Consider the following 19732-nt stretch of genomic DNA (forward strand, 5'->3'; position numbering starts at 1 on the left):
CTAACCCCTCTGATTTCACTCCAAAAGCTTAAAAAATGGCATTCCTTTAATGCTTCCGCCAGAATGATCAAAAGTTTTATATAAGCAATGATGATTCTTCATCGCCTTAACCTGCTCTGCTTTATCCGTGAGCTGATCAGCGGTAATTCCAAGCGCTTTCAACTCATTAGGGGTTACATTTGGAACTTTATGGATAAACCAGGTTAACAAAGGTTCCTTGTAGTCAGTGGCCCCAGCCTTAAAGTGACTTAAATATTGTGATGCAAGAACAACCCCTACACCAAACTCCCTGCCCTGAAGCAGTAGCTTCCGTAAAACATCAAATTCATAACGCATGATGTTATCGGCTTCATCTACCAGCAAATACGAGTCGACTACCCTAAGTTGAGGATTAACACCAACAAAAGGTCTCTTTGGCGTTTTCAACATGTTCTCGTAAAACATGTTCAGCATGATAGCAACCAACATGTTCTTACTGCGGTCATCTTGACCTAAAGCATCTAGTGAGATCACAACAACACCGTCGAGGAATTCATTAAATGGTATGATTTTTGAGGGATCTCTTTCGAAGATTTCCATATCAACTAGGTCGTCAATAATGGCTAACGGCGAATCTGACTTATCGCCAAGAATCTCCTCATATTCCCTATGCACATCATATATAGTTGGCTGTTGGCCATCCAACCGATTCTCGTACGCTGACTTGACCGCATTTTTTAGGTTCCTTCTCTGAACTGGCCCAATGCCAGAAAAAATTTTGTCCAGAACATCTGTAAAAAAACGGAACCGGTCGAGCCATGGAACAGCTGACTCACCAATTGAGCTGGTATCAAACAAATTCAACGGAAGCTTTTGTGGCTTGATGACTTTTGCATTTGTAGCCTTAACAAAATCTGAGTCAGGATCAGAATAATCTCGCTTATAATCGAAAATCAGAAAACGAGGTTTTATACCCCGATTCTCTTCTTTGACTATAGAAATCTGGTATATCAGTGACTTCAACAGTTGGGTTTTACCAGTACCAAGATCCCCCACGACTCCAATATTAAGGTTGTTTAACCGAGTATCAGAGATATTCAGAGTCAGAGACTTTGGTTCAAATACTCCTGAAGTTTCACCAATTGACAGTTTAATGCCTGATATAGCTTGTATTTGTTTCTCGTCATCTATCTGATTCGATTCAGCCAAAGAAACTACTGTAGTAGCTAGTGATTTTCCTGACGTTTGGTTAAAACAGTCATCCTTAGCATTATTTAGACTGATATTTTCTGGTTCATAGGTAGAATCATCAGAGTCACTATCCTGGCTAGCAGAGCATGTTTTTCCTGATACTGGTCTGAGCCCCCAATCACCAATCTGGCTTATCACTGAGTCATAGAAATCCTGAACATCATTTCCAGAAATGATTCTCCCTGCATCTTCTCTGGATATTACAACAGTCTCATTGAAGCCGTCTTTATCCTTATCATTCGGACCACTTTGTGGGGAAGTATCAATAACTACAAGCCTACCAATTTCATCGATGATGACAGAACCAGGGTCACTTAGAATTGCGGTCGAAATCTGTTCTTGATAGCCAGCCCAAACTCCACTTTCACCAACAATATTCTCATGCTGACTGTAGACCCTTAAACCAAAATCAACTATGGATAGCAGTAGGTGCTGATAAGCTAGCTCCCACATTACCGAGTCCTTTGCCTCTGAACTGATAGCATTCAAGAGGTTAGATAGATTTTTTGCCTGAGGCAAACCTGAGGTTTTATCTCCAACAAAAGGGCTTTTACGCCGACATTTAACCTCTATTGGGGTAAGTTTGAGTGTCACAGACTCATCAACCATCAAGGCACTCACCACCAGCAGATCAGGCCTTGAATGTGACAAGCCTTTATGTTTTTTCTCTAGCGTATCAGTAAAGTCTTTGAGATACCCCCTAAAAGGGTCAACAGGTATAACAATCGAGAGGGTTGCTTGTTCGTTATCATCCTCTACAACTGGTAGTAAACTGTCATAGTTATTCTCAAGCCTAAACTGGTCTTGTAAAAGTCGTACAGCAAGAAATAACCCCAGATCACCGGTAGCACCAGCGTCATCGCCGGACAAACCGCGAACCGTTGGAATACCCCTTCGCGCAACTTCCAGTAATAGCTGTTCTTTTTCTTCACTCCTAAACGAGTCACATCCAGGCAACCAATTCAGCGCTCTCCCGATAGCAGCCCGATCAACCTCTTTTATTCTGGATAGCAAGTAGTAGCCATTAGTATCTCCCGCCCTTTGAGAAAAAGAAGGGAGGTCATAATCCCACAGAAAAGCATCTTGAACCCACCCCCCAAGAAAGCAAGCTGGATCTATGGATGAAGAGGATGTAGCCACAAACTCTGCACTGTTTTCTTTCAGCATATCGGATATTGCTTGTACATCTGGCGCAAATGTAAGGCCTGATTTATCACATCCGAGACTTTCAAGCACCACAATGCATTGCGAAATTTTATTCAACAGAACATCATCTGATGAGCCTGCTTTCAATGCGCGTCTAGACTCATTTAAAAATGCTCCCGACTTTCCTGACAGCTGATTTCTTACTCTATGCCTAATTAAGCCACCAGCTCCTAAAGGGGAGTTTCTGGCTTTATCTGTTGTCACGGGATCCGATGAGTTTAACTGGGCAATAATGCCTAAATCCGGGATCGCCTCTTCTGGTTGTTTTGAAAACCATCGAACATGTCCACCTGTATCTTCAGATAGGTTTGCAATCGAAGCATCATCCAATTGCTGAGCACTTTCACGAGAATCAAAAATATCGACGAACTTGGCTCCATAGCTCCCAATTTTATATGCGCTATCTTTACCCAGCCTATCTTCACACCAATTAACAAGCCCATTATTACAGGCATCAGTTGATCCACCCACACTCCCAATAAGTACACTTATTCGTGACTTTGCAGGTAACAGCTCGCTGACATCATCCAAGGCTCTAGCTACTTGGGCAGTGCTAAACCCTTTTGACAACCCCCCTACTGAGATTCCAAACTCTGTATCAAATGGAGGTTGGAAACCTCGGTTAGGCAACTCACGAAGACGGTTACAATTCCAAAGCACAGTCCAGTAATCAGTACTAGACTCAACAGCTAAAAACGTAACGTTTTCAACTCGGTCAGGAGCTCTCAGGGGTAGACTGAGCAGGTCAGGCACCCGGTCTGGGTCCAGAACACTGGCTGCCGGACAAGGCTTTCCATTATCAACAGCATCAAATAAAGTTTTCTGTGCCCCGCAGTGCCAAGAAAACCTCAGTGGATGAAGAGGAGTCAGTAAAACTGCATCAGGTTCGATTGGAAGATCTCTTCTTCCATCGCCCAGTGTATGAATAAGTATTGTATCGCACCAACATGCTATATCTGGATCGGCTGTCAACCAGTCTCTGTATTTATCAAGATACGTCTCAACTAAATTTGAAAACTCTTCATCTCGGCTTAACCATTCACCAAGCAAAGCCGACTCTACCATGCCCGCATCAGAGTCAACTCCACGAATTTTCTTTGCTAGTTTCTTTCTCGCATCTAAGAATCCTGCTGGTGGTGAAAAATCTTTGAATTCTGGTCGTGGATCAAAGTGAAACTTCCCTTCAGAGAAAATTGAGTGCTCAGAGTGCTCCCAATCGGGTTGGCACCATTTATTGGCATAATCATTGGCTAGCACAATGGGATAGAAGGACTTTTCAATACAAACCTCATCAAGTATCCAGTTTTGAAGTGAGCTTAAGCGGGTAGACCTATCCAGTGTCACTACCGCTTTCTCTTGGTCTACCGAAAGATGTCGCTGGTTCAGACGAATCAACCTTTCAAATTCACTTCGACAGCCAACCTCTTTAACCTCATCGCAAGTTATATGAACACGGCAAATCTCATCAGCCTTGCTTCCATCGGGTTGCATTCTCTCGAAAGAAATATCAACGGTGTATTTTGATTCAGGAAACACTTCAAATCGGTATTGCTTATCTAAAGCTGACTTGTGAATCTGACAGTCAGTTTTATCATCTGAATCATCTTCTGACCAACCTTGCGCCATTGTCCCTTCAGGGATCGATACTTCTGGAGAAGTAAACAACATCAACTCGTAGCGTCCAGCACCAGAAAAAACCAGAGAAGTCTCCCAATCATACTCGACATTTTTACTGGCTTTTGCAGGTACTTTTTTGGGTAAAGAGAGCTTTTTTAATTGTTTTGAGGCAACAACAATGCCTGGACTCCATTTCTGAATGGGAACTACTTTTAGCGTTGAGGGTTTAAAATTATCGGCTTCAACCTTATAGCTAGCAGGGCTTGAAAGTGTTGGCACTTCCTCTTCGTCGATAAATTCTGGCTCAGTGCTTGGAATAAAACCCCACTCCCGTGTCCCTTTTGGACCGGCTCGTCTTTTTATCTTCGCAGCGGTATTTACAAACTCTTCTTCACTAAAAATGTTCAAAATTACTTTATCTTGAACAATGTAGGGAATACCTTTCCCTCCCTCAAGCAGGCAGTTCTGGGAAGATATGCTTAACTCAATTTGTCCAATTTCTTCCACTTCATCTTCAAGCAGATCGGACCAAACCTCAACTGTTAGCTTTTCCCACCACTTAGGAGGCTCGGTGAGCTGCATACCATCTGAGGGAAGGTACGCAGCTTCTATGGCCCTTTCGAACTCCGTAATTTTCAGCTGGCTACACTGCACATGAATAAGCAACTCCTCAAGATTTTGCTTGATCTCTATATTCTCAGACTTGTCTTGGAGTTGAGCAATACCTGAGCGATAACCGGCCACAGATAAAGCATCTGAAATCTTTCCCAACACCTTTTTCCTTTTATCAGGTGACACACTCCCCTCTGATGTAGATAAAGCACCGCATGCAAGGGCTGCTAGCTCAACTGGAGGATACTGGTCTGATAAGTCAGAAATAGAAAAGAGCCGTGATAAAGCTCTCCAGGCTGCTTTTCTAGATGCACGCTCGGGGTCTACGTCGTCCAAAGAACTTATTGATTTCCGGATGAGCTGTTCAACATCATCACGTTCTTTCTCAGAAATACAATGTAACGCTTTCTCCCGAATTCGTTGGACGAAAGAGTCCTGCCACCAATCATGGAATGTACAACCACCAGAATTACTATCAGGACTAAGCCCAAATGCCTTTGTAGACGATGTTAAAGACATGTTGTTTTCAACACCCGGAGGAACAAGTGCAAGGAAGCTAGAACCTCCTGGTAAATTTCTCAGGTTTAGTAGATGATCACCAGAACAATGCCCTGATATTCCTGCTTTCGGAGGCTGTACAGTTTCATCACTGACTTGCAATAGAACAGGAACACCGACACTCCCCCCGTTGCCGTCATCGACTTCCAGCAGTCCGTTACTACTGAGCTCTTGATATAACGGCTCCAGTATTTCTAATGGCGGTCCATTGAAAATAATACGCCTCTCAACCCCTTCTCCATTATTTGAAAATACCTGCTGGATGTATTTCTTTGTCATCTCAGCTAAATAACTAACCAATTGATTCATGGTTCACCGCTTTAAAATTCTAATCCAATTCAAATGGAGAGGTCATGAGCATCCCTGTCTCAGCATCAGGACTATCCAAAACAAGTCCCAACACACGTAATTGCTGACAAAGATCGCTGTGAATGATGTCATCGACTGCAATACCATAGGCAGAAAGATGGCGAGTTAAGCTGTCGATTGATTGCATCCCCCCTTTTTTCCACAGGGCACAGTGGGTGTTAGCAAGTACAGATACAGGACCAAGAGTAACCGTTGGAGTGGATTTATTACCCGACAGTTTTTTTAAAACATAACCCTGATCATAATTACGCAACTTGTCATTCGAAGTTTCTCGCTGCCCTAGCATATGACGAGCAAACTCAATCATGTTAGAGCCTATACCTTTCTTACAGCGGATAGTGCGCATTTCCTGCTCTTCGAGCTGAGAGAATAAACTCTCCACACCTAAATTCTCAGAGTTACTCGAAAGAAAGCAACAAAACCTCCTAATAGCAGTACTGGATGAAAGGTCACAAGGAACAGCTACTTCCTTTTCATCTAGGGACCACAACACAGCATTTATATTCATGCGAGCTATCAAATAGCCAGCTACATAATCTCTAATCTTTGAGATGGCTCTATTGCCATACTCAAGGTACTTGTAAACACTGGGGTAAAGAATTTTTTTAAAATCAGCCTCGATAGGTTCACTCGTAAGTGCACTCCTTACCTGGAACCATATATTCATATTAACTTCACATAACCAAAGAACATGGCAAACAATAGCTTGCCTGGCCATTGCTTCGAACAGACTTACCCATTGCCTGCGGGTCATTTCCTTTTTTACTGCAATAAGAGCATCCAGATCTTTCACAAACTGTTTTGCGGGAAACTGAATATCACTAATATCTTCACTTAAGCTTCGAACTTCATTGATTTCTGGTTCTTGAAACGCCCAATTTGCCGTTTCGGGATTCCATTCATGCAGTTCCTCATTAAGCCAACGTGCAAAGACATCGTCAGTTTCAACAATGCTTAATGATTCAAATAGATTTCGCCATAGATTCAGGGCTTGGTCATGACCACAAGAACCGAGCCAAACCATATTTTTAATCATCCCTCCCGGATTCCACGAACTGCCAGTGTTTCGCGCAGAGCCCGAAAACCTTGACACTTCTGGAACCAATGGAGTAACACTTATGAAACGCTGAGTGGATTGTCTCGGCAATTTTGGGCTTTCAAGCACCCCTTGTATCAATGTGTGGAATGTATCTGCTGCAAGCGTGGCATTACCGGGATGGGATTCTTTTTTGAGATATCGATTTACAATTTTTTCAAGCTGCCTACCACCAGCGGGTACTTGAGACTCTGAGACCGCCACATACCCGATATTCCTGTAAAGGGAGGCCATCAGCACTTCAGAGTTAGCATACTCAGGTGCCGGGGTTATCGAATAAGGGGATCCAGCATAGAGTGCATGAGATTTTTGCCAAGGAGAACTCTTAAATTGTTCTAAAGTCATTTCTGGCCCCCTGGGGATGCAACAAACTTCCCACGCTGATAGCGGATAGTGGTGCCTGTTTTGCCTAGCTGAATTTTGGCTCCCCTCAACACAGACTCATTCCTAACAACCGCTCCGGCTAACCTTGCCCTGGTTGTATCAAGCATTGCAATGACAGAGGGAGGTACAGACGCAGCAGAAACTCCACTTCCTAGCTCCCTCAGTGCTTTATACAAATCAAAAGTCAGAGCTTGAGAGTGATTTATATTGTCTGCTGCACCGATTTTAAGGTATCTAAACGGAGAGTGGGGTCTACCATTTTCATTTTCCCCCATGAGCTCTACATAAACCCCTTGCACTGTAAGTTTTACTTGTTTCTGCAGCGGGGGAAGAGGTTGTCCAAAAGTAGTATTCAATGACACAGAAAATCGGTCATTTTTATTGAGCAGATTTTGGAACTCTTCACTGACTTGATACAGCAAATGACCATCATCGGAAGGTGCCGATACTACTTGTTCATAACTTTCTAGAATGGCAAGATCTCTCACTACTGCGTACTTGACGCCCAGACTTCTCTTGACAAATCGGCATGAAAAATCTCTTAAGAGACGTTGTATTCGTTTTGCTGCTGCCGGGTTTTTCCTGCGATCTTCCGTTTCCGACAGTTCGTCGTCAACAAATGCTAGACGTTTCAGTAATGCATTTTCTATAGCTGATAGACTACGTCGCTTTTTTAAATAATCCAACCCGGTCTGAACAGATCGACTGAATAATGCATCTAAATCTCTAACCTTAATCTCGGTACTTTTACTTATCCGCATAGAACCATCGGGACTTGCCAATGCAGGATCAAGCTTCTCAATGATGTCATTTAAAAGAGGAGTTATGCTAGAGGGAAGCTCAGTGTTTTTTTGATCTCGAGTAAAATAGTACAACCCCATCAGTGCGTGCCCCAAATCACTCGACTGATCCCATAGACCAATGCTTTTTAAGTCTTTCCGTAATTGCTCTGCCACTCCGTCATCCCAACGGAAAAACAATTGATGCTGGTAGCCCGAACAAGCGAGATAATAGATTGCATCTGAACGATTTTTCTTTGTTTTTAGCGAAGGGTTCTCATCTATCTTTTCTACTAACTGGTGAACTTGACTAGCCCAGTTACAAGGATCGGATACGCCCCCTAGCTCTTTGTTACGGGGACCTGCAAGAAGGTAAGATACTAATGTAAAGATTTCTCTAAAGCTCCACCGCTTCCCGGCACTCAACTCGAACCAACGGAGTATTCTTGACAATGCATCCTTGTGAGTATCCTTCCTCAAGATCTGACTGCTATTACAAAAGGGGCAAAATTCTCCAGCACTGCACGCCTTGTGTTCAGGCCAAAATTGTTCAGTGGTTGCCTTTGTCAGAATATCTAGAAATGGGGTCGTATCTCCATGATCTATTTCTCGAAGTAGTGATTCGGAGTCCATCGGCCAAGCAACGACTTCTGGATAGCCTTCTAACGGCCAGCAGCTAGGAGCATTTGGGCTTTGACTGACAGCTTTGGTGACCACACCCAATAAATCGCCAATATCTTTCAGCTTATTTTCTCTGGTATAAATTAATGCACTATCCAAAATACCCCGGTTAATACAGCATAAGTATAACTGTTGAGATCCATGATCCCCAGTCATGTCACTAAGCTCTTCGATAAGTGCCTGCTCTTTTGATACACCCTCACATCCTTCTGTCACGGTAGCATCTTGGACAATATTCAAGTCAAAATTCGTTTGTCCTTGGGACAGCTTCTCTAATTGAACCTTAACAATCCGGGGAACCAACTGACCTTGCTTAGGCAAAAATGCCTTTGCTAGCTCCAACTCAAGACCTCCTCGACAACCAAGCTTCTGGTCCATTTCGCTGATCGTGAAATCGACAACATCGGTTTTTCCGTTGCCAGGCCCTCCGACCAAGAGGATCAGACGAGGAAAGGCATTAGCTCCCTTCGCAATTTCATCTACCCACTCGCGAAGCCTTCCTAGCAGGTTCGTCTCAACAATCGAATCACTAGGACGACCACTTCCAGCGTCGCATAATCGACGAACGCCAGCCCCTTCGCCAGCCCAATTAACAAGATCAACAGGGTAGTTATACTCTTTTTCTATATTCGTACTCATTACCATCCCTACAAGCACTTAGAGATCAAAAATAATACAGCCCCATCAGATCGGAGTGCATCTTGATCTAGATAATGTATTCCAGCAGAAAGACAACCCTCAAACAACCAACTTAAGTATACAGGTAAGAAAAGTTGAAACTCGTAGCATCTTACCAGAGGATAGTGCATTTTATCTGCCACACATCAAAGAGGGAGGTACAAACATAAAGAAGGCAATACTTGATATCGTTACCACTCTATCCAACACTGACAACCGTCTACATTGTGAATAACCAACAGGAAAAGATAATGCATGGCACTGTCCAGTCACCATTTTTCCTGAATACTCGGCACATACCATTATTACAGAATGCATTGCTATCATGGTTCAGCCAGCACGGTATCAATTACCCCTGGCGACAAACATCTATTAATCTATTTCAGCTGGTTATTACAGAGTGCCTCTTGCAACGAACCAGGGCCGAAACCGTGGCAACTTACTGGCCACAGTTCTTTAACGAAGTGCAGAACTGGGAAACTTTAATCACCATAGACAAAGAGCGGCTCGCAGAACTGCTCACCCCTTTTGGTCTTGTCCAAGCACGGACAAGAAACCTGCAAGCCTTGGCATGGGAGATTCTCGACCGGGATGAATGTTTACCCCATACACCCGAGGCATTAATGGAGCTACCTGGGGTTGGTCATTACATAGCTAATGCGATTCGCTTACTGGTATTTGAAGAACCAGTACCACTACTTGATGTCAACTTTGCACGCGTGATTGAGCGTTTATACGGTCCACGCCGTATGGCCGATATCCGCTGTGACCCCAAGTTAAAGCACTTGGCCGAGTGTATCGTGAACTCACCCAGTGCACGTGAACTAAACTGGGCTGTCCTAGATTTGGCTAAAACGACATGTACGGCAAATCGTCCTCACTGCGAAGCATGCCCGCTCTCAAGTTATTGTCTTTTTTATAATAATTCTCGCAAAGGAACAGCTAGAAAGTGACGGTTTCGCGTTGGCAAAAAAGGGGGGCACTCACAGTAGGTTACCTGTAACAGTAATGGTAGAATACGCGGCCAATTTTGCCGTTACATGCTGTAATGACTTTTATAGCAAAAAGTGATAAAAGTAACTTATTTAATTCAATTGAACCACGGGGAAAAAGTTGCCAAACCATATCGAATTATTCGCGGGATGCGGGGGTATGACTCTAGGCCTTGAGTCGGCGGGATTCGAGCTCGTTTTAGCTAATGAATTATCCCCGATGGCTAGCGAAACTTTCGCATACAACTTACTGGGAGAGAATGGGGAAAACCTCAGAAAACTAGCTGACAAGGGGGAACAGGCCCAAAAGACCTTCTGGCTCAATAGCAAATATAACCGCAATGAACTGGGTTTACGTTTAAGGGAAAATCCCCGCCTTCCTCCAGCCCCAGGTCAAGGCTATAACGATCTTGACAACGAAGATGTAAGTTTATTACGAGGAGGGTTGCTGATCGGGGACATCATCGCCCTGAATAGCTACCTGAAAAAGCATGACCAGATGCTTCTTGAATATATTCGTAGAGGCTTCAACAACACTTCAGGAGTAGAGCCCGGCGTAGATTTAGTATCAGGCGGCCCTCCTTGTCAGAGCTTCAGCTTAGCGGGTCTTCGCCAACATGATAACGAGCGCAACCGACTACCCTGGGAGTTTGCTAACTTCGTTGAACTAGTTCAACCTCGCATGGTCGTTCTCGAGAATGTATCCGGCATTCTACATGCGTTCAAAGTAAATGGTGAAAAGCATTACGCCTGGTATGAGGTCGCCAAAGCTTTTGTCTCCAAAGGCTTTGTGCCTCTGTGTCTACACGTAAATGCAAAGTACGTTGGTGCAGCTCAAAACCGTCCCAGATTCATCATGCTGGCCATGAAAGAATCTGTTTTTGAAACCTTCTTACACTGCGAGCAAAAAAGTGGCCAACCAACTTCAGTTGAGATACTGCAGAAGACTCAAAATTTCTACAGGGAAGTTCAAGCCAAACCTGACCTGGCTATCACCGAATCAGAGTTCACCTGTTGTTATGATGTCGAAAAAAATCAAGTTTTTTTTAAGGAGACATTCTTAAGCCCACTCTTCAGCCATACAAGTTCCCAGCTGCACACTGTAGCTGATGCGATTGAAGACTTGAGCTTTAATGCTTTCAATTCTCAGGTAAAAACCATCAAAAACAATGTATATTTGAAGGAAATCAATGGGCTATTATCTGGTCGGAAACAGCCTTCAGAGGTGTTTAACCATGAGGTACGACGCCACTCACCAATTGTTAAACAGCGTTTTAGTCTCTATCAAGCTCTGTCTCGCTTATCTCCACGAACACGACATGACGTTATCTCAGCTCTTCGAACGGACGACTTCGTACATCTTACTTCAGAAAGCATCGACGAGCTTCTGGGCGATAGTGTTAAAGTGCTCGGGCCTGATGAGAACTTAATCAAATTCAATGACAGAGCTGAACTCATTAAATTTCTTCGTCGATTGAAAACAAAGAAGCAAACACAGAGAGCGCTAGTAAAAGATGAGCCTGCGCCAGCAGCGCTTTCAATACCGGATGACGCTTGTCATTATGAAGAATTCAGGTCCTTAACCGTCAGGGAAATGGCTCGAATACAGTCTTTTCCAGACTGGTTTAAATTTAGGTCTAAGATTACAACCGGTGACCAAGCCCGCCGTTTCGAGGTGCCACAGTACACTCAAGTCGGCAATGCCGTCCCCCCACTTCTAGGTAAAGCTATTGGTCAAATTGTTAACCATGTACTGGAATCAGTTGATCTAGAGTCTGCCCACAAGGACTCTCCACAAATTATCCAACAACGCAAGCTTTCAGCCAACTATACCTTCAAACCCTGCAAAACCTCCAGAATACTCTAACCTCCCTAACCTCGGAGGGTTCCAATGACCGGAGAACGAAAGCAGCAATACTGGCAAAACCACATCGAAGTCTGAGAACAACGGCCTGTCTCAGGCTGAATATGTGCGCCGCAACGGACTGCCGACCAAAATATGTCGCTACTATAAACGTCCCCTTCACTCTGCCACGAAACCGCAGCAAACATTGGTTCCTGTCAAATTATGTCTCATACAGGCCTCATCACTTCTCAACTTATCCAGCAGGCCTCTGCGCGGGCGGGACTGATTGTGAAGAGTAGTCAGCGACTCCATTCACCCGAGAAAGAAGTGTTTGGTTTGGATAAGGATGCCATGAGGCAACAGCTACCTGCTCCGGAATAAGTCAGACTTACTATACCTCTACATCATACTGCGCCAAATCCGGCGCAGTCCCCTTTACCTCTCCCCCCTGAATAAAAGCCTTCTGCCCCACTCCCACAGACTCTCCTTTCACTGTCACGATTGAACCATCCCTGAGCTGGGCCTGACTGGTTCCATTTCCATTGAGTGCGGAGATAGTGGCTACAACCTTGCTTCCTTCCGGGATAAGCGCCTTGAACTGCTGCCAGATATTAGTAGTACCCATAGCTGCCTCTTTATCCGATGGTATCAAACCATGAATCATGTAACTCAAGACAGCTTATAAAACAGCAAATGCTGATTTTGCAGAAGCACTGCAGTTCAATGATGACATGATTTGGCTTTGACTGGCTTAGGAGCAAACGAACATCACGAACTTCACGACCTTGCAACGAAGACTGAACATCATAACCTCGAATTTTTGTCCCTGTGATCGTCGCTCCACCTTGTAAGGCGTGTCAAGCGGTGAGCATTCTTTCCAGAGAAGCTGGTACAAATAACACCTTAAATTGATCAGGAAGCTCATCCTCTACAGAAACATTGCCGTGAAAACTAATGCAGTTAAACTCCAATTCTCGGCAGTACTCTTGCTTAATTTGCCGTTGATCCTTCAACTGGTACATTTCATACGTCCGTTTGATTTAATGTTCTCAGACAAATGTAGCTCAATAATGCCGCTCCAGTTCAAGGCTCTGACTAACTCTACTATCTGATGTTTTGATGGTGGTAGACAGGCATAGTGCTCTCCAATCTCCGGTGATGTCCTGCACCTCTAGCAGCTGACCTGGTTCAATCAGCCCGGGCGCAGTTGTGCTGTCTGTGAGAGGCATCTCCAATGTGGTGATACTTTGATGGCCACCCTTGGCCAGTTCGTTTCTACCTCGCTCAGTGTTTACCTGTGTCTCTGTCAGCCAGTCTTCCAGAATGTCTGGTGCTGGGTTGTCACCTGCAGTGCCCTGGCGTTTAACGTTGACTGCGACTCCTGTGTGGGTGCCTGACACATAGACGGCATTGTATTCCGGCTCTGGCCTCCAGCTGGCACTGAGATTGATGACCATGCTGGCCGGTATGATCTTGTCCATGGTGGCAGTGTTCCAGCTCCAGGGGCTGGCCGGATAACGGGGTTTGATGTTCAGCTGATCGGTATCCCTGGAAGGAATGATCACGGCACCCGCTGTGCTGGCCAGTCGAGTGATGACGGTCATGGCGGTTTCGCTCTGGTAGCTGAAGCTGCCACCGGGGATGATCCAGTCGGGTGTGCTGTAATCATCCAGTTCCGGATAGAGTGCAGAAAAGCCGGTGTTGTCCAGCTCTTCAGTGATCGCCTGTTTTGCATTGAGGTTGCTGCTGTTGGACTTGCTGCGCTGGGGTGCGTAGGGTGCTGCCAGCAGTTGTGTACGACTGGTTCCGTATATCGAGTATTTTTCTTGACCGAACGCTCTTGAGCCGGTGTATCGCTCCACAATAAAGATCCACTTCCAGCCATTGATGTTGACCTCGATCTGTTTGGGGCCGTCCTGATCGGGTTCCACTAATGCCAGACTGCTGGCTCCCCAAAGCTCCCCACTGAGTGCCCAGCTGAAGCTGTCGATGTCGAGGCTGATATCCATGTTGCTCATCTCGATCGGTGTCCTGTCGGGCAGCGTCACCACACTGATGGTGTTCATAAGCAGATAGGTCTCCCTGATCTCTGGTTCTTCGGGTTGTGGCTTTTCGATGACATCGATCTCACCGCCATAGTCACTGTCGACTGTGTCATCTTTGGCTTTTCTGCCGGGTCCCCACGGGATGATGACGGGTTCATCCTGAGTGCGGTTACTGCTGAAGGCTGACTGCTGCAGAGAGTCTTTCGGCTGAATGGCTCTATTGGGAGTGCTCTCACCCAGATTGAAATACACGTCTGGGGTGGTCAATGGTGAGTAACGTTTGGCCGCAAAGGTAAAGTTCAGCAGTGCAGGTGCTGGTAACTGGTAGCCATTAATCGTGATCTGACGCGCCGGGCCGTACTCGTCACTGCGATCAAAACGCTCTGTATTCTGCCGATCTATCTGTCTGCCTTGCTGCCACTGTTCAGAACTTTGCTGCTCTCTTGGCTGGATACTCTGGTCCCTGAACTCATCGATGCTGAGTTCTTTGGCAGGTGGTTGCTGCCAGAGAGCCTGTTGCTGACTCTGGTGATCACTGGCTTGCTGATGACTAATTCTGACGGCTTCTTCCAATTCAGGCACCTTGCCCCAGAACAGTCCGAGCTCTGGAGCTTCCAGAACGGTGCCTTGATGACTACTTTGCTGAACACTGACCTGAATCGTCATTGAGTGCTGGAACAGCCGCCGGGCAGATACCTGGTAGGCGATGCCTGTCTGCCACTGGCTCTGGCAGGCACTGACGACAGTGGGTGGTGGAATAAAGGCATAGGTGGGCTGTGGATAAAACTCAAAAAGGGTGGCGGGTTGATAAGCCTCCCGGGTAAAGCTGAAGTCTTGTGTCTTTTCAGGAAAGTAGGCCACTTAACTCTCCGGTACGATCTCGGGTGTCACCGGGCCATGGGCCAGGGGGCGAGTGTAGGGCTTGGCTTTGAATTGGGCGGTGCCTACTGCCTGAACACTGTCATCAAACCACCAGGTAGGTTCGGTGCTGTCGCCTGTACCGGCCAGGGTGCAGAGGTAAACATAACCCTGAAAGTCAGCCGGGCGGATCACGTCACCGACCTCGTAGACCGTATCGCCCTGCCAAACTTCGCCATAGTCATCCATGGCCACCACAATCACGGCTCCCTCGTAGGGGCTGGTATCCAGAGAGTAACTGCCACTGATGCTGTCGCTGAGCACACTGTTCAACACGGCATGTTTTGTTTCCTGGCTGCCATCGACTTCCAGTTGTGCCTGAGTGATGGCAAAGACCCGGCGAGCCACTGGCAGATCGTCTTCCTTGACGGTGCCCTGGATGCGGGTGGTGTTGCCGTTTCCCGGGATGATGATACCGCCACCATTGCCTGAAGAAGGTGGACCGTTGGTGTCGCTCCAAACGACAGTGGTGTCGTCAGTGTCAGTCCACTGCAGTTCTGAGGCAATATTGTTACGGCTGGTGATGATTTTCAGTGGGTTGCCACTGTCTTCAAAGTCCCAATGCCAAACGGTTACATAATCACTGGCGGAAGAACTGATGGGTGTGGATGAGTTGTTATAGCCATTGGTCAATGTTGCACTTGCTATGAACAATGCTTTTGCACTGCCCAGCTGGGCACCATCATTTCCCAAAATAGCTCTGGTATAGGCTGTAAAAGTATTAGCTTTGGTATTGGCATATAAGGACAGAATGTTTTGGCTAGTTCCGTTGATAAAAATTCTAATTCTATTCGATGCGGTATTTTGCGAAGGACTCACTGTCACAACCACTTCAAAGAGTTCATCAAAGGGAACACTGCCTTCAGAATACCCTCGATAGGAAAGCCCACCGTTGTTATAGCAAGTGACTTTTACTGATCCACTGTCTACCCAGATCAGGGTCTGGTAACCGGTGCCCGTTGCACTACTCGAGTCCGAATAAATTCTGAGAAGCGGGACGTATTGATCTGCTTGACTGGCACTGACTTGTATCAGTGCATGAAAGTACATTTCTCTGCCTGGATAAAATCCGGTACTGTCATTCCAGCCGTTTGTTGCAGGACTCTCCAACCTTCCCTGTGCGTTCTCTTCAGAAAACCATATCCCTGCCATCAGTCAGCATCCCCCCGAATCTGCAATGTGAACTGGTCACTGGTTTCTGTGCCCTGCCCGGCCAGCACAGTTCGGCAGATCCACACCGGAGCCAGACAGCCGTCTGTATCAAAACGAATAACATTGCCCACAGCCCATCCGGTTCCCCAACCCTCAGCTTTGATGGTGAAGTAAGGTGTACCAGTTTCCGGGTTAATCGGTGCGGCATCAGCGGCAGTAGTGGCCGTATCAATAATCCCGAGCTTCTCTTCCACAATCTGGAAGGCGGAGCCGGACGTGAAAATAATGGCCCACTTGCCGAAGATGGCTCCCTTGTTGGTCACCACCAATGGATAGTTAATGGTGTTGTACTGGGCAGTGGTGTTATCGCCGATGCGCTCATCGGTCCAGTTGGGATCGCCACCGTCCCAGACTTTCTGACTGAAGAAGTTGTGAACCCTGGCTTGCAAGTCACCATAAACCACGGCGCTGCTGACCTGTGTTTCATTGGCTGGTAAGTCCCAGGGTACCGGAGCAATGATGGTGATCTCGCCATTGATTTGCACGTCGCTGGCCACGCTCATATGCTCGACCCGGTCTTTAATGGTAAACGGCGCTGTTAGACTGTTGCTCTCTGCATCCTGAAGCAGCAGTGGATCGGCAAAGGTAACGGTACCAGCTTCACGATCCGTCGTGTATTGGGCTGGATCGAGGGCTTGGCCCTGGCTGTCCTCCACAGTGATCTCAGCCTGATGATCCCGGTTCAGGGTGACCAGTTGGCCAGCTGCGGGTGTGCCTGCATCGGTGCTCTGGCTATGACTGATGACCACAATATCCCCCGGACGATAAATCGGCACCTGGCCATCGGGTGGCAGACGTACCGGGTCCAGACCGACCAGCTCGGCATCCAATGGCAGGCTGGTTTCCACAATGCAGTTGTAGCGCACACTCTGTGGAATGACATAGATAGGATCGGTGCCATCGGTGAAGGTCAGCTCACACCAGCCGGTGGTGGCATCCATGGAGCCCTGAACCTCTGAGGTGTTGATATCGCCGTTAAAGTCTGCGGTGGCGGTGATGATCTCGGCATTATCCACCCGCACTGCGGTGAGCTGAAGGCTTCCGGTCCGGATGGGTGCACCTGGTGTTCTAAAGGCGACCGCATCGACTTTAAAGCCACCGGAGATGGTGGCAGCCGCCTGCACTGTTGCCGAGTTGACGGTGCCCGAGGGATAGACGGCCAGTGTCGCCACGCCTCCGGTGTAATCCAGGGTGCCTATCGATGATCCGGCATTCGTCTGACTGCTGACGTTTTTGTACAGCACACCGTCTCGGTCAAAGTAAAGCTCGCCATTCCACTCCAGAATGACACTGCCGGGCAGCAGTGGATCTTCAATCAGTGGCAGCAGGTCGATGGTCAGCTCTGGCGCACTCAGGGTATCGGTATTCGCCTGGTGACTAAGGCTGTTGCTTTGCGCCTTGCTGGTCACTGTGTTGCCTGTGAAGACTTCGGTCCTGGTGGTGTTGGTGTAACTCAGTCGGTATTTGTAGACTTCTTTTCTGAGTGTGTATTCTGGGTAGCTGTAGTTCTCTGTCGCCTGAAGAGTGAAGTCACCGGTCTGGTAATCAATCGTACCGGCAATATCACGCCAGTTACCGCTACCATCGTCAGTGTAACTTTTAAATCGCTGAGACGTGGTCTGGTAAGTGGTGTAGTCACTGCTGCGACTGCTGGCATGCTGTGGCACATTGCTCTGTCGTTCAACCGCAAACTGAATCTGAACCGAGCCTGGCAGCAGTGGCGCTCCCGCAATGCTTCCTGTCATTAAACCAGAGCCGTCCACCGACACATTAACAATGCCTCCGGCCACTGCTCCCTCAGAATACTGGATCTGGATCTCGGTCCCCTGATCTGGCAGGGCATTCAGCACAAAGCCCAGCTCCCCGGGAGCGTAGAAGACACTGCCTGAGCCATCGCCCGTTAACAGGCCGTTGCCCAGATCGGTCAGGGTTTTGGTTAGACCACCGACCAGATAGGTAATGACGACGCTGCCCGGCTTGATGCCAGGCTTGGCAGTGGTGTGCCGGAAAGAAAACTTATCTACAGCCACTGTGCTGGTTCTCAGGGTGATTTCATCATCAGCCTGGGCGATATAACTGAACACCAGCTTGCTGTCGGGATCGGGCAAACCATCAAGAGTCATCGCCACGCTGCCAGTGCTGAAATCCATAGTGCCCGAGCCTGAACCAGCCAGCAGACCATTGCCCTGATCGCTCAGGTCTTGCCACTTGCCCAGAGAGATATAGCTGACCACCAGGGTGCCAGGCTTGGGCTTGGCCTCGGCAAAGTTGAAGGTGTAGTTAAAGCCACGGTTCTGGGAGGTGATGTCCAGAGTGCCACTGATGGCGGCTCCGGTGATGCCAGTGGCAGGCTGGTATAGGGCAGTAGCCGTACTGGTATAGTAACTGCTGTTTCGCCAGACGTTCAGCTCACCACTTTCATAGTCAATGGTCAGGTTACTGTAGTTATTGGCCCCGCTTTTGTGTACCAGCTGGCCGGTTTTGTCGTCCTCAAAGGTACCGCCTTCCAACGACAGCGTCACGGTTCCGGGTAAAGCTCCGGTCTGTAAAAAGGCCCGGCTCTGGTTACCGGAAAGATGCACAAAAGAAAGGCTGACATTGCGCTGGCTGGAGGAGGTGGCCACCATCCTCTTGGCTGTGTAGCCGCCGTACTGATCAACCACTGGACTTTCTACTCGGGCGCTCGGCACCAGAGGTGAATAAACGCTGTTGACCTTCAGAGTCAGATCGCCCTGGTTAATGGCTGCTTTCGTTGGCTGGATGCCGTAGTAGCGTGAGGTGTCTGCAATCTGGGTCGACTGAACTGAGGTCTTCGCTTCGCTGGCTCCTTGCCCATCCACCGGCATAACGGTCCCTGCTGGTGTGGCAGTGCCGCCTGGAAAACGATCTATCAGTGCCACACTGATCTCCATATCCAGCCGCCGACGATCAAAGTCGATATAGCTGCCTGCGCTGTAGGCATAGGTGAAGGTTTCGATGCGGTGTTCCACTTTGGTGATGCGGACGTACTGCTCCTTTTTACTGTCACTGTTGTACAGTCGATAAACTTCGCCAATTTCCGGCAGGGCTTTTTCTTGCCGCTGAATACCGACAATGCTGCGCTGGCCTACCAGCTGATCACCCAGAAGTTCAAAGCTGGCTGATGTGCCTGGCACGACATAGGCTTCGATCCGGTCCCGGGCAGCATTGCGTTCATCGGTCTGGCTGTCGGTGTTGAACAGCAGCACACTGACGTTTTGATCATCCGGTGCATCGGTGAGGATGATATGGCTGCCGAGATAGGCGTCGTTGTTATTGGTGCTGATGCCTATGTAGGCTTTTCGCAGAGCCACGTCACCGATGGTGCGGTCAATCCGGGAGATGTCCTGAAAGAGGTTATTAACATTGCCGTCGATCACCACACTGCCAGTGGCCCGACCACCGCCGTCTTGCTCGTCAGTGAGTCGCTGGCTTTCAAAGAGTTTTACATCATCGTTGTTAATGGGCATCCCTTGCTCCTGGTAATATTT

10 protein-coding genes are annotated in these 19732 nt (G+C 47.4%); 3 read left to right on the forward strand and 7 right to left on the reverse strand.

Annotated elements, in window-relative coordinates; all coding sequences use genetic code 11:
- Nucleotides 1-15: 15 nt before the first annotated feature.
- The 3 genes from ACO6VG_RS02720 to ACO6VG_RS02730 are packed head-to-tail and all read right to left on the reverse strand — an operon-like array spanning nt 16 to nt 9171.
- Nucleotides 16-5532, reverse strand: a complete 5517-nt coding sequence (locus ACO6VG_RS02720) for an ATP-binding protein (RefSeq protein ID WP_422472615.1) — start codon at nt 5530-5532, stop codon at nt 16-18.
- 19 nt (nt 5533-5551) lie between these two features.
- A complete protein-coding gene (locus tag ACO6VG_RS02725) occupies nt 5552-7033 on the reverse strand; it encodes a hypothetical protein (protein WP_422472617.1) in 1482 nt (493 codons plus the stop codon).
- On the reverse strand, nt 7030-9171 hold the full coding sequence (locus ACO6VG_RS02730) for a hypothetical protein (protein WP_422472619.1): 2142 nt from the start codon (nt 9169-9171) through the stop codon (nt 7030-7032). The genes ACO6VG_RS02725 and ACO6VG_RS02730 overlap by 4 nt, the downstream gene beginning before the upstream one ends.
- A 290-nt stretch (nt 9172-9461) precedes the next feature.
- Here ACO6VG_RS02730 and ACO6VG_RS02735 point away from each other — a divergent pair, with 290 nt between their 5' ends.
- The 3 genes from ACO6VG_RS02735 (at nt 9462) to ACO6VG_RS02745 (ending at nt 12429) form a co-directional block, all read left to right on the forward strand.
- Nucleotides 9462-10163 (forward strand): hypothetical protein, encoded by a 702-nt coding sequence (locus ACO6VG_RS02735; RefSeq protein ID WP_422472621.1) that lies wholly within the window; start codon nt 9462-9464, stop codon nt 10161-10163.
- A 160-nt stretch (nt 10164-10323) separates the two neighbouring features.
- The gene (locus ACO6VG_RS02740) at nt 10324-12069 is read left to right on the forward strand and encodes a DNA cytosine methyltransferase (protein WP_422472623.1); all 1746 of its coding nucleotides are present in this window, start codon (nt 10324-10326) and stop codon (nt 12067-12069) included.
- 201 nt (nt 12070-12270) lie between these two features.
- Nucleotides 12271-12429, forward strand: coding sequence for a hypothetical protein (locus tag ACO6VG_RS02745; protein ID WP_422472625.1), 159 nt, complete (start codon nt 12271-12273; stop codon nt 12427-12429).
- A 10-nt stretch (nt 12430-12439) separates the two neighbouring features.
- On the opposite strand, the gene ACO6VG_RS02750 is transcribed toward ACO6VG_RS02745, so the two are convergent.
- From ACO6VG_RS02750 to ACO6VG_RS02765, 4 genes are all read right to left on the reverse strand, one after another.
- Complete coding sequence (locus ACO6VG_RS02750) at nt 12440-12673, reverse strand: hypothetical protein (RefSeq protein WP_422472627.1); 234 nt, start codon at nt 12671-12673, stop codon at nt 12440-12442.
- 439 nt (nt 12674-13112) lie between these two features.
- Entirely contained in the window at nt 13113-14954 is a 1842-nt protein-coding gene (locus ACO6VG_RS02755) for a hypothetical protein (protein WP_422472629.1), read from the reverse strand.
- Nucleotides 14955-16163 (reverse strand): hypothetical protein, encoded by a 1209-nt coding sequence (locus tag ACO6VG_RS02760; protein ID WP_422472631.1) that lies wholly within the window; start codon nt 16161-16163, stop codon nt 14955-14957.
- Nucleotides 16163-19711 (reverse strand): hypothetical protein, encoded by a 3549-nt coding sequence (locus ACO6VG_RS02765; protein WP_422472633.1) that lies wholly within the window; start codon nt 19709-19711, stop codon nt 16163-16165. Before ACO6VG_RS02765 ends, ACO6VG_RS02760 begins: the two co-directional genes overlap by 1 nt.
- Nucleotides 19712-19732 lie beyond the last annotated feature (21 nt).

It is taken from the genome of Endozoicomonas sp. ALB032 (genome assembly GCF_049310125.1).
Taxonomy (GTDB): Bacteria; Pseudomonadota; Gammaproteobacteria; order Pseudomonadales; family Endozoicomonadaceae; genus Endozoicomonas_A.

Bases quoted from the DNA above. Each gene is read 5' to 3' on its own strand.
- ACO6VG_RS02720 (WP_422472615.1), bottom strand. From the start codon at position 5,532: ATGAATCAATTGGTTAGTTATTTAGCTGAGATGACAAAGAAATACATC.
- ACO6VG_RS02725 (WP_422472617.1), bottom strand. From the start codon at position 7,033: ATGACTTTAGAACAATTTAAGAGTTCTCCTTGGCAAAAATCTCATGCA.
- ACO6VG_RS02730 (WP_422472619.1), bottom strand. From the start codon at position 9,171: ATGAGTACGAATATAGAAAAAGAGTATAACTACCCTGTTGATCTTGTT.
- ACO6VG_RS02735 (WP_422472621.1), top strand. From the start codon at position 9,462: ATGCATGGCACTGTCCAGTCACCATTTTTCCTGAATACTCGGCACATA.
- ACO6VG_RS02745 (WP_422472625.1), top strand. From the start codon at position 12,271: ATGTCTCATACAGGCCTCATCACTTCTCAACTTATCCAGCAGGCCTCT.
- ACO6VG_RS02750 (WP_422472627.1), bottom strand. From the start codon at position 12,673: ATGGGTACTACTAATATCTGGCAGCAGTTCAAGGCGCTTATCCCGGAA.
- ACO6VG_RS02760 (WP_422472631.1), bottom strand. From the start codon at position 16,163: ATGGCAGGGATATGGTTTTCTGAAGAGAACGCACAGGGAAGGTTGGAG.
- ACO6VG_RS02765 (WP_422472633.1), bottom strand. From the start codon at position 19,711: ATGCCCATTAACAACGATGATGTAAAACTCTTTGAAAGCCAGCGACTC.